General features: G+C 61.6%; 14 protein-coding genes. 7 read left to right on the top strand and 7 right to left on the bottom strand.

The features are described from left to right. Window positions 1–96 precede the first annotated feature (96 nt). Together RHM60_RS05760 and uvrA are read left to right on the top strand one after the other, a co-directional pair. Window positions 97–1,809: an ATP-binding protein gene (locus RHM60_RS05760; RefSeq protein WP_209982725.1), complete on the top strand. Its 1,713-nt coding sequence runs from the start codon at window positions 97–99 to the stop codon at window positions 1,807–1,809. After that, entirely contained in the window at window positions 1,806–4,325 is a 2,520-nt protein-coding gene (uvrA, locus tag RHM60_RS05755; RefSeq protein WP_322213916.1) for an excinuclease ABC subunit UvrA, read from the top strand. Before RHM60_RS05760 ends, uvrA begins: the two co-directional genes overlap by 4 nt. A gap of 203 nt (window positions 4,326–4,528) precedes the next feature. On the opposite strand, the gene tkt is transcribed toward uvrA, so the two are convergent. Further along, complete coding sequence (gene tkt, locus RHM60_RS05750) at window positions 4,529–6,583, bottom strand: transketolase (RefSeq protein ID WP_322213915.1); 2,055 nt, start codon at window positions 6,581–6,583, stop codon at window positions 4,529–4,531. A 173-nt stretch (window positions 6,584–6,756) separates the two neighbouring features. Here tkt and RHM60_RS05745 point away from each other — a divergent pair, with 173 nt between their 5' ends. Then, the gene (locus RHM60_RS05745; protein ID WP_322213914.1) at window positions 6,757–7,002 is read left to right on the top strand and encodes a DUF465 domain-containing protein; all 246 of its coding nucleotides are present in this window, start codon (window positions 6,757–6,759) and stop codon (window positions 7,000–7,002) included. Between the two features lie 35 nt (window positions 7,003–7,037). On the opposite strand, the gene RHM60_RS05740 is transcribed toward RHM60_RS05745, so the two are convergent. Further along, entirely contained in the window at window positions 7,038–8,411 is a 1,374-nt protein-coding gene (locus RHM60_RS05740) for a VOC family protein (RefSeq protein ID WP_322213913.1), read from the bottom strand. A gap of 195 nt (window positions 8,412–8,606) precedes the next feature. Between RHM60_RS05740 and RHM60_RS05735 the strand changes: the two genes are divergently transcribed. Beyond that, entirely contained in the window at window positions 8,607–11,243 is a 2,637-nt protein-coding gene (locus tag RHM60_RS05735; RefSeq protein ID WP_231422958.1) for an MGH1-like glycoside hydrolase domain-containing protein, read from the top strand. 31 nt (window positions 11,244–11,274) lie between these two features. Here the strand turns inward: RHM60_RS05735 and RHM60_RS05730 are convergent, their stop codons facing one another. Continuing rightward, on the bottom strand, window positions 11,275–11,589 hold the full coding sequence (locus RHM60_RS05730) for an SCP2 sterol-binding domain-containing protein (protein WP_209982712.1): 315 nt from the start codon (window positions 11,587–11,589) through the stop codon (window positions 11,275–11,277). Window positions 11,590–11,645: 56 nt separating this feature from the next. Beyond that, the gene (locus RHM60_RS05725; protein ID WP_231422959.1) at window positions 11,646–12,356 is read right to left on the bottom strand and encodes a histidine phosphatase family protein; all 711 of its coding nucleotides are present in this window, start codon (window positions 12,354–12,356) and stop codon (window positions 11,646–11,648) included. A 195-nt stretch (window positions 12,357–12,551) separates the two neighbouring features. On the opposite strand from RHM60_RS05725, the gene sohB reads away from it, so the two are divergent. After that, window positions 12,552–13,577 carry a protease SohB gene (sohB, locus tag RHM60_RS05720; protein ID WP_231422960.1) on the top strand — a complete coding sequence of 342 codons (1,026 nt, stop codon included), beginning with the start codon at window positions 12,552–12,554 and terminating at the stop codon, window positions 13,575–13,577. Window positions 13,578–14,181: 604 nt separating this feature from the next. Here the strand turns inward: sohB and RHM60_RS05715 are convergent. Further along, window positions 14,182–16,344, bottom strand: a complete 2,163-nt coding sequence (locus RHM60_RS05715; protein WP_322214580.1) for a TonB-dependent siderophore receptor — start codon at window positions 16,342–16,344, stop codon at window positions 14,182–14,184. A gap of 221 nt (window positions 16,345–16,565) precedes the next feature. Between RHM60_RS05715 and RHM60_RS05710 the strand changes: the two genes are divergently transcribed. Both RHM60_RS05710 and RHM60_RS05705 read left to right on the top strand, forming a co-directional pair. Continuing rightward, on the top strand, window positions 16,566–20,822 hold the full coding sequence (locus RHM60_RS05710; protein WP_322213912.1) for a leucine-rich repeat domain-containing protein: 4,257 nt from the start codon (window positions 16,566–16,568) through the stop codon (window positions 20,820–20,822). A 157-nt stretch (window positions 20,823–20,979) separates the two neighbouring features. Further along, entirely contained in the window at window positions 20,980–21,396 is a 417-nt protein-coding gene (locus RHM60_RS05705) for an SRPBCC family protein (protein ID WP_231422962.1), read from the top strand. Window positions 21,397–21,533: 137 nt separating this feature from the next. On the opposite strand, the gene RHM60_RS05700 is transcribed toward RHM60_RS05705, so the two are convergent. After that, entirely contained in the window at window positions 21,534–22,925 is a 1,392-nt protein-coding gene (locus RHM60_RS05700; protein ID WP_322213911.1) for a HAMP domain-containing sensor histidine kinase, read from the bottom strand. After that, window positions 22,903–23,586: a response regulator transcription factor gene (locus tag RHM60_RS05695; RefSeq protein ID WP_034096990.1), complete on the bottom strand. Its 684-nt coding sequence runs from the start codon at window positions 23,584–23,586 to the stop codon at window positions 22,903–22,905. The genes RHM60_RS05700 and RHM60_RS05695 overlap by 23 nt, the downstream gene beginning before the upstream one ends. Window positions 23,587–23,755: the final 169 nt, after the last annotated feature.

Raw genomic sequence — 23,755 nt, 5'->3', positions numbered from 1 at the left:
TGCATAGTGTTTGCGCCCTAAATAAGTCCGGATGAAACCATCTACAACTGGCATGCTCCAAACCTTGCAAACGTCCTCTTTGTGCAGAGCCCAACCATGCAATTCTTATCCAACCCACATGACTGTGAAGGCTGGGCCGGTGAAATGGCCCAACGCATTCGCGCGTTCGACTGGTCGAACACCGACCTGGGGCCGCTCGACGAATGGTCGACCAGTCTGGCTTGCACGGTGCAGATGATGCTCGCATCTCCCGTGCCGATGGTGATGCTGTGGGGGCGGGCGGGTTACATGATCTACAACGACAGCTATTCGGTGTTCGCCGGCGGGCGCCATCCCTACCTGCTGGGCACGCCGGTGGAGCAGGGCTGGCCGGAAGTGGCCGAGTTCAACCGGCATGTGGTGGACACCTGCCTGGCCGGCGGCACCCTGTCGTTCAACAACAAGGAACTGGTGCTGTCGCGTCACGGCAGGCCCGAAACCCTGTGGCTCGACCTTTATTACAGCCCGGTTGCCGGCGACAACCAGCAACCGGCCGGGGTGTTGGCGATTGTGGTGGAGACCACCGAACTGGTGAAGTCCGAGCGGGTGCGCCAGGAGCTCACCCACAACCTTGAGCAGCGCGTCGCCGCCGAAGTGCAGGCGCGTTCGACCGCCGAGGAACAGTTGCGCCAGTCGCAGAAACTCGAAGCCATCGGCGGCCTGACCGGCGGCGTGGCCCACGACTTCAACAATCTGCTGCAAGTGATCGCCGGCAACCTGCACCTGCTGGCCCGGCATGAGCCGGATAACCCTCAGGTACAGCGCCGTGTCACGGCGGCCATCGCCGCCGTGGAGCGGGGCGCCAAGCTGTCCTCGCAATTGCTCGCGTTCGCCCGTCGTCAGCCGCTGTCGCCGGCGGTGTACAACCCTTTGCGCATTTATGAAAGCCTCGGTGAGCTGTTGCAGCGTGCGCTGGGTGAAACCATCCATATCGATGTGCAACTGCCGCGCGACCCGTGGCGCATTCACGTCGACCGCAACCAGCTGGAAAATGCCCTGCTCAATCTGGCGATCAACGCGCGGGACGCCATGAAAGGCGAAGGCGTGATTCGCATCAGTGGCGAAAACATCATCCTCAATCCCAAGGATTGCGTGGGCAAAAGCATCAGCCCCGGCGAGTACGTGCGCCTGTCGGTGAGCGACACCGGGGTGGGCATGTCACCGGCGATCCAGGCCAAGGTGTTCGAACCGTTCTTCACCACCAAGCGCGACGGCCACGGCACCGGGCTGGGCTTGAGCATGGTGTTCGGCTTTGTGCGCCAAAGCGGCGGGCATGTCGACGTGTGCAGCGCCGAAGGCAAGGGCACCGTGGTGCAGTTGTATTTCCCGCGCAGCCTTGGTGAGGAATGCGGGGAGTCGGTGGATGAGCCCGTGGAGACTGTCGGCGGCCAGGAAACCATCCTGGTGGTCGAGGATAACGAAGGCGTGCGCCTCACCGTGGTGGAAGTGCTCGAACAGTCGGGCTACACCGTGCTCACCGCCGACGACGGCGACCAGGCCATGCAAAAGCTGCAAACCGGCCTGCAACCGGAACTGATCTTTACCGACGTGGTGATGCCGGGCCGGGTCAAAAGTACCGACCTGGCCGACTGGGCTCGCCAGCAACAGCCGCCGGTGCCGGTGCTGTTCACCTCCGGCCACACCCGCGACATTCTCTCCAGCAACCACCTGCTGAGCCCCGACATTCATCTGCTGAGCAAGCCCTACAGCCCCGAAGCCCTCACGCTACGGGTGCGCAGCATGCTTACCGCACGACAAGGTTGCCAATGACTTCACCGCGCAGCATCCCCCCGATCTCCGTCCAACGCCCAGGTTTCGTCCGGGTACGCGGCGCCCGCGAACACAACCTGCGCAACGTCGACGTGGATATTCCACGGGATGCCCTGGTGGTGTTTACCGGCGTGTCAGGTTCCGGCAAGTCGTCACTGGCGTTTTCCACGGTGTATGCCGAGGCCCAGCGCCGTTATTTCGAGTCGGTGGCGCCTTATGCGCGGCGCCTGATCGATCAGGTCGGCGTGCCGGACGTGGACTCCATCGAAGGCCTGCCGCCAGCCGTGGCCCTGCAACAACAGCGCGGCACGCCGAGCGCGCGTTCCTCGGTGGGCAGTGTGACCACCTTGTCGAGCCTGATCCGCATGCTGTATTCGCGCGCCGGCAGCTACCCGCCGGGCCAGGCGATGCTGTATGCCGAGGACTTTTCGCCGAACCTGCCCCAGGGCGCCTGCCCGGAGTGCCATGGCCTGGGCCGCGTGTATGAGGTGACCGAGGCGCTGATGGTGCCCGATCCCTCATTGACGATCCGCCAGCGTGCAGTGGCCGCCTGGCCGTTGGCGTGGCAGGGCCAGAACCTGCGCGACATCCTCGTGACCCTGGGCTATGACGTCGATATCCCCTGGCGCGACCTGCCGAAAAAGCAGCGTGACTGGATCCTCTTCACCGAAGAAACCCCGACGGTGCCGGTGTACGCCGGCTTCACCCCGGCGCAGACCCGCGACGCGTTGAAGCGCAAGCTGGAGCCGAGTTACCAGGGCACATTCAGCGGTGCGCGGCGCTATATCCTGCACACCTTCAGCCACACCCAAAGCGCGCTGATGAAAAAGCGCGTGTCGCAGTTCATGCAAGGCAGCGCCTGCCCGCTGTGCGAGGGCAAGCGCCTGACGCGTGCGGCGCTGTCGGTGAAATTTGCCGGGGTGGATATCGGCGAGTTGTCGCAGCTGTCTCTTTCGCAACTGGCCGAACTGTTGCGCCCGGTGGCGGCAGGGCAGGACCGCATGAAGCTGTCGGTGGAGAAACGCCTGGCCGCGCAACGCATCGCCCAGGACCTGCTCGAACGGGTCAGCACCTTGATCGACCTGGGCCTGGGTTACCTGTCCCTGGAGCGCAGCACGCCGACCCTGTCGTCCGGCGAGTTGCAGCGTTTGCGCCTGGCCACGCAATTGGGCTCGCAGTTGTTCGGCGTGATCTATGTGCTGGACGAGCCCTCGGCGGGCTTGCACCCGGCCGATGGCGAGGCGCTGTTCACCGCGCTCGAGCGCCTGAAAGCCGCCGGCAATTCGCTGTTCGTGGTGGAGCATGACCTGGAAACCATGCGCCGCGCCGACTGGCTGATCGACGTGGGCCCGGCCGCCGGCGAACACGGCGGGCAAGTGCTGTACAGCGGCCCGCCGGCCGGGCTGGCGGACGTGCAGGCTTCGCAGACCCGCGCGTACCTGTTTGCCGAAGGGCAGGCGTTGCCCTCGACGCGCCGTGAGCCCGCTGCGTGGTTGAAGCTGGAAGGCGTGACGCGCAACAACCTCAATGACGTGAAGGTGGATTTCCCGCTGGGCTGTTTCACGGCGGTGACCGGTATTTCCGGCTCGGGCAAATCCAGCCTGGTCAGCCAGGCGCTGCTGGACCTGGTGGGCAGCGGCCTCGGCAGCCGGGTGGTCAATGACGAAGAGCCCAGCTTGGAGGACGACGCCCCGCAAACCAGTGGCGGGCACATCCGCTCCGGGCTCGAGCATATCCGTCGGCTGGTGCAGGTGGACCAGAAACCCATCGGCCGTACCCCGCGTTCCAATCTGGCAACCTACACCGGGCTGTTCGACAACGTGCGCAAACTGTTTGCCGCCACGCCGGCGGCCACGAAGCACGGGTATGACGCGGGGCAGTTCTCGTTCAACGTCGCCAAGGGCCGTTGCCCGCAGTGCGAGGGTGAAGGGTTTGTCAGCGTTGAGTTGCTGTTCATGCCCAGCGTGTACGCGCCATGCCCGACCTGTCACGGTGCGCGCTACAACCCCGAGACCCTGGCGATCAAATGGCAAGGCCTGAGCATCGCCGAGGTGCTGGGGCTGACGGTGGAACAGGCGGTCGAGGTGTTCGCCGAGCAACCTGCTGTGCTGCGTTCACTGCAGGTGCTGCGCGATATCGGTTTGGGCTACTTGCGCCTGGGGCAGCCGGCGACCGAGCTGTCCGGTGGCGAAGCGCAACGCATCAAGCTCGCCACCGAGCTGCAACGCAATGCCCGGGGCGCGACCTTGTATGTGCTCGACGAGCCGACCACCGGATTGCATCCCCGCGACGTCGACCGCTTGCTCAGCCAGCTCAATCAACTGGTGGACGCAGGGCACACGGTGGTTGTGGTGGAGCATGAAATGCGCGTAGTGGCCCAGAGCGACTGGGTGATCGACATCGGGCCGGGGGCCGGCGATGAGGGCGGCACCGTGGTTGCCTGTGGCACGCCGCAAAAGGTCGCCAGGAGCAAGAAAAGCCGCACCGCGCCGTTTCTGGCGCGCGAGCGGGTCTAACAACCAGGGAAGGTCACCTGTGGGAGGGTGTTGGGTCAGTTGGATGTGTGTTTGGGCTTCTTGAGTAAATCTCAGGCGACCCCGAACCTGTGCGGCCCCCTTCGGCCAATGTGGGAGGGGGCTGCTCCCGATAGCGGTGGGTCAGTCAATGCAGATGTTGACTGTGACACCGCCATCGGGAGCAAGCCCCTCCCACAGGTGGATCAGTGTTGATTCAGCTGGATTTGCTGCTTGGCCTGCTTGACCACATTGTCCACGGTGAAGCCGAACTTCTCCTGCAGTTTGGCCAGTGGGGCCGAGGCGCCGAAGCTGTTCATCACCACTTTGGCGCCGGTCTGCCCGACATAGCGGTCCCAGCCCAGCGGGCCGGCCTGTTCCACCACCACGCGGGCTTTCACCGCGGGCGGCAAGACGCTGTCGCGGTAGGCCTGGTCCTGGTCCTCGAACAGTTCCCAGCTGGGCATCGAGACGACCTGCGCGGCAATCCCTTCACCCTTGAGCTGTTCATACGCCGCCACCGCCAGGCTCACTTCACTGCCCGTCGCCAACAGCAGCACTTGAGGTTGCTCGGCACCCGCCAGCACATAGGCACCCTTGGCCGCGCCGCTGGCGGCTGCGTACTTCGTACGGTCCAGGGTCGGCAGCGGCTGGCGCGAGAGCACCACACAACTGGGCCGATGGGTTTGCGCCAGCGCCACTTTCCACACTTCCAGGGTTTCATTTGCATCGCCCGGGCGCAGGGTCAGCAGTCCCGGTGTGGCGCGCAGTTGGGTCAGGTGCTCGATGGGCTGGTGAGTGGGGCCGTCTTCGCCCACGCCGATCGAGTCATGGGTAAACACGAACACCACCGGCAGTTCCATGATCGCCGCCAGGCGGATCGGCGGTTTCATGTAGTCGCTGAACACCAGGAAGGTCGAGGTGTACGGCCGCAGGTAGGACAGCGCCATGCCGTTGGCAATCGCGCCCATGGCGTGTTCGCGGATGCCGAAGTGCAGGTTGCGCCCGCTGTAGTCATCGGCGCTGAAACGCCCGGCGCCGTCGAAGGTGAGGTTGGTCTTGGTCGAAGGCGACAAATCCGCCGAACCGCCGAGCAACCATGGAATCTGCTGGGCGAAGGCATTCAGCACCTCGCCACCGGCGGCGCGGCTGGCCACGCCCTTGGCGTCGGCCGCATAGTCGGGCAGTTGCGCCTGCCACTGCGCGGGCATTTCACCGGCGCGCATGCGCTGCAGTTCATCGGCCAGTTGCGGGTCGAGGCGCGACAGGGTCTGGTTCCACTGCGCAAACAAAGGCTCTGCACGCTCATGCAGCGCGTCACGCAATACCGTGCGCGCGACTTCGGGCACCAGGAAGCTGGAATCTTCCGGCCAGCCGTAGGCCGCCTTGGTCAGGCGAATTTCGTCGTCACCCAGCGGCTCGCCGTGGGCCGCTGCGGTGTTGTGTTTGTGCGGCGAGCCGTAGCCGATCACGCTGTCCACCACGATCAGGGTCGGCGCGCCGGTGTTGGCCTGGAAGGTGGTCAATGCGTCGCTCAATGCCTGCAGATCATTGGCGTCGGTGACGTGCAGGGTGTGCCAGCCATAGGCCTGGAAGCGTTTGATCACGTCTTCGCTGAACGCCAGTTCCGTGTGGCCTTCGATGCTGATGGTGTTGTTGTCGTAGATCCAGCACAGGTTATCCAGCTTCAAGTGGCCGGCCATCGACGCGGCTTCGCTGCTGATGCCTTCCATCATGTCGCCGTCGCCGCACAGGGTGTAGACGTTGTAATCGAACAGCACCTGACCGTCGCGGTTGAAGCGCTTGGCCAGCCAGCGCTCGGCCATCGCCATGCCGACGCTGTTGGCGCAGCCCTGGCCGAGCGGGCCGGTGGTGGTCTCCACGCCAGTGGTCATGCGGTACTCGGGGTGCCCTGGGGTCTTGGAACTCATCTGCCGGAACTGCTTGATATCGTCCAGGCTGATTGCCGGCTGGCCGCTACGCTTGCCGTGGGCGTCGATCTCGACCACACCGGCCAGGTGCAGCAGCGAATACAGCAGCATCGACGCATGGCCCACCGACAGCACAAAGCGGTCGCGGTTGGGCCAGTCCGGGTGCTCGGGGTGATAGCGCAGGAATCGACTCCACAGCGTATACCCCACCGGCGCCAGGCCCATGGGCGTGCCCGGATGGCCGGAGTTGGCCTTCTGCACGGCGTCCATGGCCAGGGTGCGGAGGGTGTTGATGCATTGGGTGTCGACAGCGGTGGCAGCGTGATTCATGAACCGGTCTCCCTTGGGTGGCGATCTACAGTGGAGGGCAGCTCAGCGCAAAGGTTTGATCCCATCCTTCGCGCCGCGACGAACGGAACCGATGGGCTTGAAACATGACAAGCGCGTCAGGAATGGGCTAGTTTCAAAGGCGTAAGCCATTGATCAACGTGCGGAGGTAGGCCATGCCAGTTAAACACGACCTGTATCAGGACCTGGGGATGAGCAAGGACGACGTTCACAAACACAGGGCGAACGATAAACGGCTGGACGCGCTGCTCACTCGCTATGACGCCGCCGACAAGGACGTGCTGGAGGCGGAAAAAGCCAGTGCCAACGATGAGGATGTAGAGAAGCTCAAGAAGAAACGCCTGTTGATCAAAGATGAGATCAGAGACCGCTTGATCAAGATGAGATCAGAAACCGCCTGAGCTGAATGCCAACGGCTGTAGGAGCACGCTTGCTCCTACAGCAATGCCTGGGTGCAGGCGTCGATGGAACGTTGTTGCGTCTGTGCATACAACTGCAATTCATCGATTGTCCTGCACCCCAGCGCCTGCTCGAACTCGGCCTGGTTCGAGTTCGCCGCATAGTGACTCTGCGCCGCATCCCCCAAATTCGACTGGAAAATCCCCGCCGCACTCACCGGCAGAAAATCCTCATACACCAACGGTTCAATCGCCACATGGCCGGCGCGCAAAAGTGCCTCCAGCGTGCGCGGCCGGTCGGCCTGGCCGCGTGCTGCAAGGCCCTGCTCGGTGGCGAAATAACGAAAATAGGCCAGGCCCTGTTCACGCATCAGCGCATGATCGTCGGGGAACGCCTGGAAGTGCTGTGCCATCAACTGCGTGTAGCGCCCGGCGTTGGCCTCGTTGGGAAAGGCACCCAGTTCCTCGCGCGCGGCGTTCAGCAGTTGGTCGTACAGCGCGCGGCCCTTGGGGGTGAGGGCGACGCCGCGTTGTTCGATTTCGCCGAAGCGCGCGCTGTGGCTGCCGTGGGCATCGGTGAAGGCGATGGGTTCGTCAAGCGCCTTGAAGCTGGTCTGGCGCAGCAGGATCGGGCAACGGCGGCGCGGCGGTCCTTCGATCACCGCTTTGGGCGTGATGCCTTTGCCGGGCATCGCGGCCTGCACCTGGTCGATGTCCAGGGTGCGCGGGGTCAGGTGATTGATGTGCGGGCCCTTGAAGGCCACCACATCGGCGATCAGGCGGTGCTGGTCACTCAATTGCCGGTACTGCGCGCCGGTGACGGTAGCAGTGTGGTGCCAGCGAAAAGTCTCCAGGGCCTGGCGGATGAATTCATCGGCCTGCGCGGCGTTGAGGCCACCCTGTTGCTCGGCGTGTTCGATCAGCGCCAAAGCGCCCGGGGTGAAGATCGAGCGTTTGGCCAGGGCGGTTTCGGCGAAGGCGCGCAGCTCGGGGTTTTCGATCAGTTCCAGGCGCAGCAGCGAGGTGAATACGCGGAACGGGCTGGTTTGCAACGCGCTTTCATGCACCGCACGAAACGCCGTGGAATGCACCGGCACCCCGGCCGGGGTCAGGTCGTAATAGCCCACCGGCTGCATGCCCATCACCGCGAACAAGCGGCGCAGGGTTGCCAGCTCGGCAGCCGTGCCCACACGAATAGCACCGTGGCGTTCCATGTCCAGACGCTGGCGTTCGCCAGTGCGTTGCAGCTGTTGCGCCAGGCCCGGGTCGCTGTCGAGTACGCGGCGGTTGGTCTCGGCCACCAGCTCCAGCAGCGCGCCGTAAAGCGGCACTTCATCGCGGTACATGTCGGACATGGCCCTGGAGAAACCTTTGCGAATGTCGTCGGGGCTGACGTGGGCGGTGCTGGACATAGAAAAATTCCTGATGGCAGTGGCGATGAGCGTGGCCGTTCACGGGATTTTGTTGGGCGCGGGGTGCGCGTGCAAACGAAGAATCCTCAGGACTTCATTCTGCAAATGAATGAAAGGCGTCTTCCAAGTCTTCATGTGCATCCGCGCGCGGTTGGGCTCTACACTGCGTCTATCAGGCAGGCGACGGAGGACTCCATGACGGCCACACCCAATACCCGACTACGTGAAACGGTTGAAGGCCAGCGCCTGGCGACCGAGGATGCCGAGGATTGGCGCGCGTGGGGGCCGTATTTGAGTGAGCGCCAATGGGGCACGGTGCGCGAAGACTACAGCGCCGACGGCGATGCCTGGCGCTACTTCCCCCATGAACATGCGCGCAGCCGCGCCTACCGCTGGGGCGAGGATGGCCTGGCCGGTTTCAGTGACAAGGCGCAGCGCTGGTGCCTGGGCCTGGCGCTGTGGAACGAGCGCGATGTGATCCTCAAGGAGCGCCTGTTCGGCCTGAACAACGCCGAGGGCAACCACGGTGAGGACGTCAAGGAGCTGTACTTTTTCGTCGACGGCGTGCCGAGCCATGCCTATATGCGCATGCTCTACAAATACCCCCATGCAGCGTTTCCCTATGCCGACCTGATCAGCGAAAACGCGCGACGCGGGCTGGGTGATGCCGAGTATGAAATCCTCGACACCGGCGTGTTTGCAGACAACCGCTATTGCGACGTCAGCGTCGAGTACGCCAAGCATCAGCCGGACGATATTTGTATGCGCGTCACCGTGCACAACCGCGCCGAGCAGCCGACGCGCCTGCAGGTGCTGCCCCAGGTGTGGGCGCGCAACGACTGGAGCTGGACCGCTGACGCGGCCAAGCCGCAATTGAAACTCGACGGTGAGCGCGTGCTCGCGCGTCATCATGAATTGCCCGATTACCAGCTCGGTGCCTGGGGCCAGGACGGCGTGGAATGGCTGTTCTGCGAGAACGAAACCAACTACCCCAGGCTTGACGGGCAAGCCGCGCCCGGGCCGTTCAAGGATGGCATCAACGATTACGTAGTGGACGGTGTGCAGGCCGCCATTCGGCGTGACGCGGGCACCAAGGTCGCCGCGCGTTTCATCCTGGAACTGGCGGGGCTGGAAAGCAAAACGGTCTACCTGCGCTTTGCGCCGGTGGGCGCGCCTGAGGTCAATGCGCGCAAGCTGTTCGACCAGCGCCGCGAGGAAACCGATGACTTCTACGCCGCCCTGCAACAGGGCCTCGTCGATGAAGACGCACGCAATGTGCAGCGTCAGGCCCTGGCCGGCCTGCTGTGGTCCAAGCAGCTCTATTATTTCGATGTGAACCAGTGGCTCGACGGCGACCCGGCCCAACCGGCGCCGCCGCCCGAGCGCTTGCACATTCGCAATACCCATTGGCGGCACTTGTCCAACTTCGACATCCTCTCAATGCCTGACACCTGGGAATACCCGTGGTACGCGTCCTGGGATCAGGGCTTCCAGGCGGTGGCGTTTGCCCTGATCGACCCGGGCTATGCCAAGCAACAACTGCTGCTGTTGGTGAAGGACCGCTTCATGCACCCCAATGGCCAGTTGCCGGCCTATGAGTGGCGTTTCGACGATGCCAACCCGCCGGTGCATGCCTGGGCCAGCTGGCGCGTGTATCAGCAGGACAAGGCGCTCACGGGCGTCGGCGATATGGATTTTCTCGAGCGGATTTTCCACAAACTGCTGCTGAATTTTTCCTGGTGGGTCAACCGCAAGGATGCCGAGGGGCGCAACCTGTTTCAGGGCGGGTTTCTGGGCCTGGACAACATTGCCTTGTTCGACCGCTCGGCGACGTTGCCACCGGGTTATCAACTGGATCAGGCCGATGGCACCGCGTGGGTGGCAGCCTATGCGCTGGACCTGATGCGCATCGGCCTGGAACTGGCCAGGCGCAATGCGGTGTACGTCGACATTGCGGTGAAGTTCTTCGAGCACTTCCTGTATATCGCCGGCGCCATCAACCGCGTCGACGACAGCGCCGAAGGCCTGTGGGATGAGCAGGACCTGTTTTTCTACGACGTGCTGCACCGCCCCGATGGCCACAGCGAGCCGGTGCGCCTGCGCTCGATTGTCGGCCTGATGCCGCTGTTCGCCGTGCTGGTGCTGGAGCAGCGCGAGCATGAAGGCCTGGCGGGGTTGCGCGAACGGCTGTTGGGCTTTATGCATCACCGGCCTGATCTGGCCAGGCTGGTGTCGCGCTGGAATGAACCGGGGCAGGGCAATCGCCTGTTGCTGGCGTTACTGCGCGGCGAGCGCACCAAGGACCTGCTGCGGCGCATGCTGGATGACGATGAGTTTCTCTCGGCGTTCGGCGTGCGCTCCCTGTCCAAAGCCTTCGCCGAGCAGCCGCTGGCGCTGCAGATGAATGGCGACAGCCTGAGCGCGCGCTATCAGCCCGGCGAATCCGATTCACGCCTGTACGGTGGCAATTCCAATTGGCGCGGGCCGGTGTGGATGCCGGTGAACTACATGCTGATCGAGTCGCTGCGCGAGTTTCATCGTTACTACGCGGATAATTTTTCGGTGGAGTACCCCACGGGGAGTGGTTATCTGGCGTCGATGGGGGAGGTCGCCGACAGCTTGAGTCAACGCTTGACGCGATTGTTTCTAAGGGATGAAAACGGCCTGCGGCCTTCGATGGCGGGGTATGCGCAGCTGGAGGCGGACCCGGCGAGTCGCGACCTGGTGCTGTTCCATGAGTATTTCCATGGAGAAACGGGGCGAGGCCTGGGGGCGTCGCATCAGACGGGGTGGAGCGCGTTGGTGGCGTTGTTGCTGCAACCGAAAAACTGATATGGGAGGGGCGAGCCCCTCCCACGGGTACTCAGGACGGGAACAATTCGCTCAGCTTCATGGCCAGCATCATGTCGCCTTCGGTGCGCAGCTTGCCGCCCATGAACGCCTGCATGCCGTCGGTGGAGCCGTCGACGATGCCTTCCAGGGTTTCGCTGTCCATCACCAGCGTGACCTGGGCGTCCGGGTTTTCGCCTTCCAGCAGTTCGCAGGTCTTGTCCTTGACCACCAGCGAGAAGTTCTTGGTGTCATCGATACGGAAACCGAACACCAGGTCCAGACCTTCGGCGGCGCTTGGGTTGAATTTGGCTTTCATTGCTGCTACGGCTTTGGCTACGTCAGTCATGGTTTCGATCCTTTAGGGTAGAGTCCAGTGACCTTGGGGTCACGGTGGGCCGCAGTTCATCGGAACGTGATGAGCTGCGGCGCCTTCAACAGTTGCAAGTGCGCATGACTGTTGAAGGAAGCCAGGGCCACCTCGCGACCGCGGAATTTCAGCTGGTTGAGCGAGGTGTTAACAATTTGCCAGTTCAGCTCGAAGGCCTGCGCGGCAGGCATTCGGGTGATCAGGTGGAGCAGGGCGGTGATGGTGCCGCCGGAGGTGAACACGGCGATCTTGTCGGCGTCGTCGGCCTTATCCAGCAGACGCTGCAGACCGCCCTGTACGCGCTCGACGAACCCCAGCCAGCTTTCCAGCCCCGGCGGGTCGTAAGTGCCGGCCAGCCAGCGGTCGATGATCAGCGCAAAGATGCGCTGGAACTCGCGGCGGTTTTGCGCGGCGTTGCGCAGGATGTCGAGGGCCTCGGGTTCTTCGCTCAACAGCTCGGGGAGCAGCGCGCGGATCACCGCTTCGGCGTCGAATTCATTGAATGCGCTGTCGGTTTCCACGGGCGGGACCGGCAAGCCGAGGGCGCTGAAGGATTCGAAGGTGGCGGTGGCAGTGTGCTGTTGGCGGCGCAGGTCACCGGCGATGCAGCGGTCGAAGGCAAGCCCCAGGTCGGCGAGATGACGACCGAGCACCTGCGCCTGTTCCACACCGATGGGCGACAGGACGTCATAGTCGTCTGCCCCGAAAGAGGCCTGGCCATGCCGAATCAGATAGATGCTGCCCACGTCCGTTTTCCTGGGTACGTTGAAACGTCCGACGAGGTTATGGGGATGCCCGGAAGCTGTCAATGGAAAAACATACGCTTGTTTTAAAAGGTAGTTGGAGGGCGGCTGCTGGCGGTTTGGGCACTGGTTTGCAGGCAGTGCCGCCGGTATGCTGGGGCCATCCGCGCCTGGCGCACTGCACTTGTAAGGAGAACCATGGATTTTCTGGCTGAATACGCGAGCTTTCTCGCAAAGACTGTCACCCTGGTGGTCGCGATTCTGGTCGTCCTGATCAGCTTCGCGGCGCTGCGCAGTAAAGGACGTCGCAAGTCCGCCGGCCAGTTGCAGGTCAGCAAGCTCAATGATTTCTACAAGGGGTTGCGTGAGCGCCTGGAGTCGTCCCTGCTCGACAAGGACCAGCTCAAGGCCCTGCGCAAGTCCGAAAGCAAAACCGAAAAGAAGAACAGCAAAAAGAAGCCAGAGGCCCGTCCCCGGGTGTTCGTGCTGGATTTCGATGGCGATATCAAGGCCTCGGCCACCGAGAGCCTGCGCCATGAAATCACCGCGTTGCTGAGCCTGGCCACGCCCGAGGACGAAGTGGTGCTGCGCCTGGAAAGCGGCGGCGGCATGGTGCACAGCTACGGCCTGGCCTCGTCGCAACTGGCGCGCATTCGCCAGGCGGGCGTGCCGTTGACCGTGTGCATCGACAAGATCGCGGCCAGCGGCGGCTACATGATGGCGTGCATTGGCGAGAAGATCATCAGCGCGCCGTTTGCCATCCTCGGCTCCATCGGTGTGGTCGCGCAGTTGCCCAACGTCAACCGCCTGCTTAAAAAGCACGACATCGACTTTGAAGTGCTGACTGCCGGTGAATACAAGCGCACCCTCACGGTGTTCGGCGAAAACACCGAGAAAGGCCGGGAGAAGTTTCAGGAAGACCTGGATATCACCCACCAACTGTTCAAGAACTTCGTCTCGCGTTACCGCCCGCAGCTGTCAATCGATGACGTTGCCACCGGAGAGGTGTGGCTGGGCGTGGCGGCGCTGGACAAGCAACTGGTGGACGCGCTGCAGACCAGCGACGAATACCTGGCCACCAAGGCCAAGACGGCCGAGGTGTTCCACCTGCACTACGCCGAGCGCAAGAGCCTGCAGGAACGTGTGGGCCTGGCGGCCAGCGGTTCAGTGGACCGGGTGCTGCTGACGTGGTGGAGTCGCCTGACCCAGCAGCGGTTCTGGTAAGACTGTAGTTTCTGTGACTAGCGGCTTGCCTGCGAAGATGATTTTTCGGTGCGCATATTCGTTTCTGCGGTAACGGCGACTTAGGGTTCCGCCCTGACGGCGGGTCACTTTGGAAAGCCCCAAAGTAACCAAAGGGCTCTTGCCCCAACACTCGGCACCTCGCCCAGGCTCGGTGTGCCCGAACGCAGGCTTTGGAGCGTGGGCCGCCGCGATGGGCCATCCTTGGCCCAGCGCGGCTAACCCGGCGTCCTGCCGGGTTACCCACGCTCCAAAACCTGCGTTCGGCCAGCGTATTTGACGGGGCGCTTCCAGATCAAAAGCAAAAGCGCGGCGGCCTGAGCGCCGACCGGAATGGTTTGCGAACGCTGTACAAAATGTGGGAGGGGGCTTGCTCCCGATGGCGTCGGCCCAGCAAACATTGATGTTGAAGACCCACCGCTTTCGCGGGCAAGTCGAATCGTCGCACCGCCGCTTCCACAAGGGATCTGCGCTTAACTGACTGGCCTTAGGGCAATCCCGCTCGCCACAGTGATGTGGCTGTCTGAAAATTCAGGCTTTAAAAACAGACTTCCTTCTACGGTTGGATTTTCATTCATACCGCAGATCAGAAGTTGACCGATGCACTCAAACGGGCTGTCAACGGTGCGCCCTGGAACAGGTAGTCATCGCCCATGTACTCGCCCGCGTCGCGCCAGTATCGCTTGTCGAACAGGTTGTCGACGCTCAGGCGAAACACCGTTTCATAGCCATCGAGCCGGGTGGTGTAGCGGCTGCCGACATTGACCACCGCATAATCCCCCACCTCTGCATTGCCGGTGCGATTGGCGTACTTTTTGGCGCTGTATTGCACGCCGCCCAGCACCGCCAGACCGTTCACCCACGGCAACGCATAATCTCCATACACACTGGCGCGCAGCGTGGGCACGTTGATTGCCTGATGATCTTCATAACCCGGCGTGCCGCTGCCGCTCACCCGCGCACGAATCGCCGCCACGCTGGTTGCGATCTGCAGGCGCTCGGTGGCCCAGCCGTTGGCCGAGAGCTCCAGGCCTGTGTTTTTCTGCTCGCCCTGTTGTACGTAAGTGAAGTTGCCGGCGCCGTCGGGCTTGGCATATTGATAGGCCTGGCGCGTCTGGAACACGGCGGCGGCGAAGCTGATGCGGTGCCAGTCGTATTTCACCCCGGCTTCGATCTGCCGTGATGTAGTCGGTGCCAGGGTGGTATTGGCGTTGCTGGCAAACCACGGCGCAGTGCCGCCCAGGGACAGGCCCTTGCTGTAGCTGGTGTACAGCGAAACAGCCTGCACCGGCTTGTAGATCAACGCCGCCTGGGGCAGGAACACAGACTGTTGGGTATGCCGTGCCGGGTTGCCGTCGCTGTCGAAGGCGCGCTCATCGAGGCGTACTTCACGGCCGCCGACGACGGTTTGCCATTGTTCGCTCAGGCGCATGCGGTCGGTGACGAACACGCCGTACTGGCGGCTGTCGAGGGCCCGATGACTGTCGTTGAGCGGCTTGTCGGTGGGGGTGAAGGTCGGCACGTCCTCGTCGACAGTGGCGGTGCCAATCAGCTCGTTGACTGGCATGCGTTTGTCGACCACCCGGCGAAAGGCGCTGCTGCCGAAGGTCAGCTCATGACCGATGCCGGCGGTGTCGAACAGGCCGGTCATGGTTGCTTGCACTTCATCGTCGCGGCGCGTGTCATCCGGGCTGCGGAAGTCGTAGACGTCGTAATTGCCTTCGGGGCTGAAGTAGTTGGGCGTGCTCGAGCCGCTGCAACTGGCCGAACCGTAGCAGCCCCAGGCAAACGCGCTGTAGTCGTCGATCACTACCTGGCTGCGGGCTGCACTGAGGCTGCCTTTCCATTGGTCGCTGAAGCGGTACTCGAACTTGCCGTTGAGGTTCAGCGAGTCGATGCCCACCTGCCTGGAACCGCTCTGGTGCCCCAGCAGTTTTTTCGGCGATGCGCCGTGGGGCACTTCAGTGCCGCCCAGCAATTGATAGCCCGGCACCGAGCGCTGTTGCTTGTTCTGGTATTCCGCGTCCAGTTGCAACACGGCGTCTGGGCTGAGGTTCCAGTCAAAGGCCAGGGACACGAAATCGCGCCGGCCATCGGCGTGCTCCACATAGGTATTGAGGTCTTCATGGGCCACGTTGGCACGCAGGCCGAACTGCTGCTCGCTGCCGAACCAGCCGCCCACATCCGTGGCCACATAGCCGCTGCCGCGATCATCGGTGGAGACGGTGACCGAACGCACCTCTTCCGGACGCTTGGTCACATAGTTGATGACGCCGGCGGGTTCGGAAATCCCGCTTTGCAGCCCGGCCAGGCCCTTGAGCACTTCCACCTGCTGCTTGTTCTCCAGCGCAACGTTCTGCTCGCCAGTGATGGTGCGCCCGTTGATCTTGTAGCTGCTCGCCGCATTCAGCGAGAAGCCGCGCACCACGAAGTTTTCGTAGTAGCCGATCGGCGCATAGCTGTCGCCCACCGAGGCGTCGTTGCGCAGCACTTCACTGAGCAGGCGGGCTTGCTGGTCCTTGATCAGCGTGGCGTTGATGACCGTGATCGAGGCCGGTGTGTCGAGTAACGGCGCTTCGTTGAACCCGCCGACCGACGCGCTCTCGGTGCGGTAGCCGGAGGCTTCCTCGCCCTGGACCTGTAGCGCCGGCAGTTCGATTTCAGCCGCCTGGCTGCTGCCCATGCCGCTGCTGAGCAACAGACCGAGGGCAAAAGGTGAAGTGATGGCGGGACGAAGACGCATAACCATAACCATGGGGCAGGGCCTTAAAGCGTTGGGCGGGGGGCGCATAAGCTAGGCATAACGGCGGGATATTACAAGATTGAGCGTTGGCTCAGGCCTCGTGGGCACCGCTTGACCTACAGAAGGCGTCAGTAATGGGCTCGACGCGAACCTCCACTCTCTGATCGTTCAATCAAGTCAACGTACCTAGAGTCGACGATTCTTCAATCACAAATGGATTTGACTGCATGACATCCTGCATTTCGACAACCAACCGGCTCGGCTCACTGAATCTTGCCCTGAAAGACAGCCTGATCTTCACACCCGCTGAACACGGTGCCACACAGATACGCCTCAAGTGGGGCGAAGACCTCGACCCTGTCACCACCCAGTTGGTGACGCTGGACTATGACTACCACGGTCACTCGCCCATCAACGGTGTGTATCAGGGGCAGATCCGCGTCCAGCAGTCACTGGTGCAGGGCCTGTTGAGCGACTACCAGGCGGTGGGCGATAACCGTTTTGCAGAAACGGCGTTCGGCCTGTACACGCCACCAGCCGTAGGGCCAGAGATAAAGCTGGTTGAGAATGTCGACGAGTTCGCTTTTCAGGGCAGCGGTAATCATAAGGTTTACGAGGGTATCTACCGCCGCACCGACCCGCAGACCTACGGGCCTTCCACGCAACTTGCGATCACTGCGGCCGAGTTTAAAAAATGGGTGTGGAATCTCGATTACAAAGAGTTGTATCAAGAGTACCTGTACAGCAACTTGCCATCGGATGCCACGATCATGGGGAGCGAGCCTTACGCGTTGCGCACCTCAATGAAGACAGCATTCGTCATGGCTGCCTTTTTGCAAAATCTTGAATCGAGCCTGACCCTTGCCGGATTGCAGCTGGCTCTTTCAGTGGCGGGACTTGGAGAAGACGCTGTTGAGTTCTCTGGCATCAGCAGTGTTCAGTTGGAGCAACGCACCTTTCCAATGGCGCATGTAGAAGTTTCCCGCCTGATGATCTATCGCTACACGGCGCGGGATCTTTGGGTAGTGCGTCATCGTCGCAGCGGCGTGGTGCTGCTCTATGTACCAGGCAATTCGTCGCCGCTTCATCAGTTCGCAAACATGAAGGCATTGCGCGCCTGGATCGTAGAGCAAGGCAAACACCGAGAGAAAAGAGTGGCCCTCTGCGAGCATTTCGAAAAAGACGACCGCAGCGACGGCACCTTTCACGCGGGTGTGCTGACAGCATTGCAGGCCATGGCCCAGTATCCGAAGCAGCATCACCTTACTCGCGAATCGGGCTTCTTCAACAATGACGGGTATTGGAACCCGGACGATTACATCCTGCTGGACACCGTTGCGAATTCAGTTGATCCGTTTGCTGAATTGGTCAAGGTATTCAAGCAGACAAGCCTGGCCACTGCCGAGGAAGCCATTCGCGACGATGCCGATGTCAATCGCGACAATCTGGCGGCCGTGATCAATCCGGTGATCGGCTGGATAAACCGATGGGGCGCGCTGGCTATTTTCTTTCCCGGTGGCGAAGGCTTGCTGGGTCTGGCCGGGTTGATCGACGCCGCGCAGGGGGTGTCTGAAGTGGTGGAAGGCGAGAGCCGGGATAAAATCAATGAAGGCGTGACCCGAACGGTCTTTGGCTTGCTCAATGCGCTGCCGCTGTTGATCAAGACCGGCGTAGCGCTGGCCGGCCCGGCGTCAAAGCCAACACCGCGGCCCAGGCCGCCTGTGCTCGATGAGGGGGGCGCAAGCATTCAACCTCCCTCCGAGCCCATCGTTACCCCATCGTCGCCTCACGTCGTTGCTGCTGAAATCTTCATCCCGCCAGGCGCGGAGAATGTGCCCATCGCACAGTGGACTCGTCCTCAGTTGATGCGCGGTTTCGGGCGCGAGGTGGAAGGGATTTCGGATGACAGGCTGGAATTGATCCGCCGGGTCAGCGGCGTTTCAGATGAGCAATTGCGCCAGCAACTGATCACGGGCGCCAGGCCCAAAGGGTTGTTTGCCGATACGTTGCTGCGTTTCAAGACCGCTCAGCGAGTGGAAGACTACATTACGCAGCTGGGCAGTGTTCAGTCGCCTCTGGGGGATTTGCACCTGGCCCGCTGGTTGACGTCAGACAGTTCCTGGCCCCGCGGCGTCGGCTTGCGGCTGGTCGATGGCAACAAGGTCATCTGGGAAACCGCCGCAATCACGGCTGAAGAAGATGTGTTGGTTATTCATCCCAAAGGCGGCTCGTTATTCAAAGACCTGGCAAGACGTCTGGGCCCGGAAGAAACACGTCAGTTATTGGGCGATCTACTTGAGCCAGGGGAGCCATATCCTCCCACTTACGTCAGAGCCCGATTGATACACCTCAAGGCCAGGGGGATCGCGCATGATCAGCGGTTGTCGATGTTTGAAGAGCATTACAACGTCCTCACCAAACCGCAGAGTGACCTGCAAAAGGCCCTCGCGCATGAATACCCGTCACTGCCTTTGTCAGTGCGCGATCAGATGTTGCTCGACGAACACATCAGCCCTGACAGCACGTTGACCCTGGCAGAGACCAAGGCGTTGTTTCAGCGTCTGGAACCTCAAGTCTCGGCTTACGAACACGAGTTGCGCCTGGTTCGTGCCTATGAGGGGGCTTATCTCGATAGCATCCGTAACGTGGACAGCGACACGCTGCTGCTGCACAGCGCTCGGCGCATGCCCGGTTGGAACGTACCGATAACGGTGCGCGAAGGGTCGGCCTCCGGTGTGGTAGTGGACAGGATCGGAGCGCCCTCCCTGCCAAAACAACGCATCATCATCAGGGCAACAAACCGCTACCGATGCCCGGACTCAACGCCGACGCCTGGCTATATCACGGACGACTTTGGCGATGCGCTTGTAGCCAGCCTGACGGATGCGGAGTTTCTCAAGCTGGGCGTGCAGCGCTCACTCGACAACTTCAAGTTCAAGCTACGGCTCAACCTTTTAAACCGGCGCGAATTTGAAACGGTGCTGCGTCGACAGCAATTGCGAACGCCGTTTTTCGAGCCGGAAGAAGGTAGCTTACTGGGGGGGGCTGGAGGGCGAGCGGCAGCCCTGCGGACCGATAGAATGCTGGTGGATACCTACATTCCCGGCTTCACGGATCTGCAAGTCAGCGAATTCATGGAATGTTTCGATTGGGTCGATGATGCGCAAGCCGAGCTACAGCGAATTGTGGATACCCAGGAAAACCTGAGCTACATCTCCGAGTACCAGTGGAGCATTCTGGAGGATGAATATTTCCAAAATGAAAACGAGGCTTACCAGGATGGCCTCTCGATTGATTCTGATGACGAGTTGCCAGACGCGCCGATCGATGAGGAAGACAAGCTCGAGTGGATAATTGATCAGAGTAAACTTGATCCTGAAACGCCACCCGAATGGTTTGAGGAGCTGCGTCGGTTATACACATGGCGTGGCGCGCAATCGCAAAAGGTCTATCGCAACGGTCGGATGATCGGCTTCAAGCTTGACGCGGATTTCACCGTGTCGGGCAATCGCCCGCTAGTGGACCTTTTCACCTATATGCGCAGCGAGAATCTGCAGTTCAATTCCGTGGTTGCCATCAGTGAACCGGAGGGAATGATTCCTGAGTATTTGGAGATCTATTCCCGCTGCTTCCCGCGTCTTGAAATTCTCGAGATTAAAGACGCGATCCGCTCCGGCTTGCCCGCGGAACTTGTAAAGTTTCCCCGTCTGAGGCAACTGAAACTGACCAGTAACGGGCTGAGCATGCCGCCGGAGGAGAGTGCGTTTTTCAGTCAGATGACGGCGCTGGAGTCACTTGATTTGAGCGGTAATAATCTTGGGACGCCTCCATCAATCGCCACTTTGACCAAACTGCGCCGCCTCACTCTGAATCGCACGGCGTTGACGACTGTTCCCGAGGAGTTGTTTGAACATCAGTCTTTGGAATTTCTGGGGCTGGAGGATAACAATTTCACCTCTATTCCCAGGACAGTTGACTTGAGGCAGGGGCTGGACCTGAATGGAAATCCCTTCAACGATTTGAACACGTTCCAACGTTTACTCTCGTTTGAGCGTGAAACAGGTGTCGAATTATGGGTCAACAATAACGCCCCGCTTTTGAACCAACCCGTTGACTGGCTCAGGGGCTTGCCCGAGTCGGAAGCGGCCGCCAGAACAACGCTATGGCGAAGAGTGGCGGCTCAGGAACTCGTGGCGGACCCGGGAGCTACAAGCATCTTGTCGCGATTCGCCAAGCTCTCCGGCACGGCGGAATATCAGGCAGGTTATGAAGGCCTGCGCAAACGGCTGTGGTTATTCATCAAGCGGATCGTGGATGCGGACGAGATGCTTCGTGTGTACCTGCGATCGATCGCCAACCGTTTGGCGCAGGTCATCAGTCCCGCGCAACTGCTGAGAAGGCTTGAGGAGGCCGTGATTGAGTTCGACTCCGTTCTGCGGGGAGAGCTTAGGTATCCAGCGCCTAAATACCCGAGGTTGGAATAACCGATAGTTGGCCGATGCGGTTGAACGATAAGCCGGGCAGTGTTTCAAACACTCACTGAGCACCCCTTGGAATCATGTCGTCTGCTACCTCTGGTGCAGCGGCGTGGTTAGACAGGACAAGGATCTGAATGCTGATTTATTTTCTGGAGTATTTACCGTGGCAACAGCATCTTGCGTGATTGAAATCCCCGCTTCGGCCGATCAGGTCTGGCAATTGATGGGCGGTTTCAACAGCCTGCCGGACTGGCTGGCGTTTATCGCCAGCAGCGAGCCGGGTGAGGGCGGACGCGTGCGTCACCTGCAAACCACCGATGGCGCCGTGATCGTGGAGCGCCTGCAAACCTTTGACAACGTGGCGCGCACCTACAGCTACACCATCGAGCAATCGCCGTTTCCGGTGAGTGCTTACCTGGCGACGGTGCAGGTTGAGGCGCTGAGCGAAACGTCGGCAAAGGTGACCTGGTCCGGCGTGTTCACACCGGCAGCGGGCACCACCGAGGCGGCTGCCGAGGCGTTGTTCACTGGTGTTTACAGCGATGGGCTTGCTGCGCTTCGCGCCAACTACCCGGCCTGATCAGATCCGACAGACAGTACACATTCAACGGTGGGAGGGGGCTTGCTCCCGATGGCGGTGTATCAGCTACAGCCATGCTGACTGAACCACCGCCATCGGGAGCAAGCCCCTCCCACCGTTTTTTTGCAGTGTCCGGGTTATTTGGGCATCAGTTGTTGCCGGCACTCCAGTGCCAGCCTGGCGCCGCCGCGTGCGCTGCTGCCCACGTCCAGCTTGAAGCCATGCAGGTTGATGATCGCCGCCACAATCGACAAGCCCAACCCGAACCCGCCTTGCTGTTCGCCTTCGTCCACTCGGTAAAAGCGCTGGAACACCGCATCGCGCTCGGCCAGCGGAATGCCAGGCCCGGAGTCATGCACTTCAATGCGGGTGCTGCCGGCGTTATTGACCGCGCGCAAAATCACTTCGCCGCCCGGCGGGGTGAACTTGATCGAGTTGCTCAGCAAGTTGGACAGGGCTTCGAACAGCAGTGCGCGGTCACCGCTGATCGGCGGCAAAGACGCCGGCACGTCCAATACCAGTTGCAATTCGCCTTCTTCGGCCAGCGGCAGGTAGAAGTCATGCAGCTCGCGCAGCAGCGGCAGCGGGTCCATCACCAGAAAGCCCGAGCGGCGCTGGTGATCTTCCAGCTCCGAGATGCGCAACAGCCCACGAAAGCGCGCCATCAGCGTGTCGGTTTCGGCAATTGCATCGTCGAGTTTCACCGCGTGCACCGAGTCTTCCTCGGCTTGCTGCTTGATGCGGTACAACTGCGCGCGCAGGCGCGTCAGCGGGGTGCGCAGGTCGTGGGCGATGTTGTCGCACACGCCCTTGACCTCATTCATCAGTTTCTCGATGCGGTCGAGCATGGCGTTGACGATGGCCGCGAGCATGTCCAGCTCATCACGCCGGTCGGACAGCGGCAGGCGATGGGTGAGGTCGCCGGCGACGATGGCCTCGGCGCTCGCCTGAATCCCGCGAATGCGCCGCAGCGGGCGGCGGCGCAGCAGATGCCAGCCGGCGATCCCGGGGATGATGGTCAGCGACAGCGCCCACAACAGGGCGTGCCAGATGATCCGCGTGACGCCGAACAGCGAACCGTTGGCGCGCACCAGCACCAGCCAGCGGCCGTCGTCGGTGTGGGTGGCGACGGCATCGCAGCTGTCCTTGGGCAACTTGGGATCGTCGGATTCGACGCAATTGACCAGCGTGTGGATCTTGCCGTCCAGGGGCAGGTCCGGTGGCACCGCGCGGATCGGCCCGCTCAACGGGCGGAAGGCCTCGTCGAACAGGCCATAGGCGTCTACGCCCTTCATGTCGAAGGTCATGCTGGTGGTCAGCGCTTCCACCAGTTCTTCACCGTCGAAGCGCTGGAACAGGTGCTGGCGCTGCAGCAGCGAATGGCGCGACAGGTCGCTCAGGTAACCCGAGACCTCGTAATACAGCACCCCCATGAGGATGCAGCTCCAGGCCACGAACAGCGAACTGTACAGCGCCAGCAGGCGGCTGCTGGAGGAGCGCCAGCCCTTAGAGGGGTTCAGCAATGACATAACCCGAGCCCCGTACCGTGCGGATCAGCGGCGTGAGGCCCGGGGGATCGATCTTCTTGCGCAGGCGCCCGATGTGCACGTCGATCAGGTTGGTGCCGGGGTCGAAGTGATAGCCCCAGACTTCCTCGAAGATCATCATTCGCGAGAGGATCTGCCCGGTGTTGCGCATCAGGAATTCGAGCAATTTGTATTCGGTGGGCAGCAGGGTCAGCGGCTGATCGGCGCGACTGGCTTCGCGGCTGATCAGGTTCAGTTCCAGGTCCGCCACGCGCAATGCGGTTTCGAACTCCTTGACCGTGCTTTTGCGGCGCAGCAGCACTTCGACGCGCGCGGCCATTTCATCGGAGGCGAAGGGTTTGGTCAGGTAATCGTCACCGCCGGCGCGCAGGCCGCGCACACGCTCGTCGACGTCGGAGAGGGCGCTGATCATCAGGATCGGCGTGGAGACGCCGATGGTGCGCAAGGTGGTGACGATGGCCAGGCCATCCAGTTCCGGCAGCATTCGGTCGAGGGTGATCAGATCGTAATCACCACTCACGGCGCGGACCAGGCCTTCGCGGCCATTGTCCACCCAGTCCACCTCCAGTCCATGGCTACTCAGCTCGGCGACGATCTCGCGGGCCGTTACGGCGTCATCCTCGATGGTCAAAATACGGGTCATAGGAGTACCTGGTGAGCGATTCACACTAGAAGTACGCATATTTTGCCAATAAGTAACTGAACGTTTCCTAAATAAAACGTCATCTCCATAAAACTGACAGGAAAATCATCTGGGGGAACAAGCCCCTTCTCACAGGCCGTTGTGTGTGGCTGTGGGGATTGCATTACGC

The organism is Pseudomonas sp. MH9.3 (genome assembly GCF_034354675.1).
In the GTDB taxonomy this organism is placed as follows: Bacteria; Pseudomonadota; Gammaproteobacteria; order Pseudomonadales; family Pseudomonadaceae; genus Aquipseudomonas.
The sequence above is the reverse complement of the archived record's forward strand: the minus strand, read 5'-3'. Positions and strand labels throughout refer to the sequence as shown.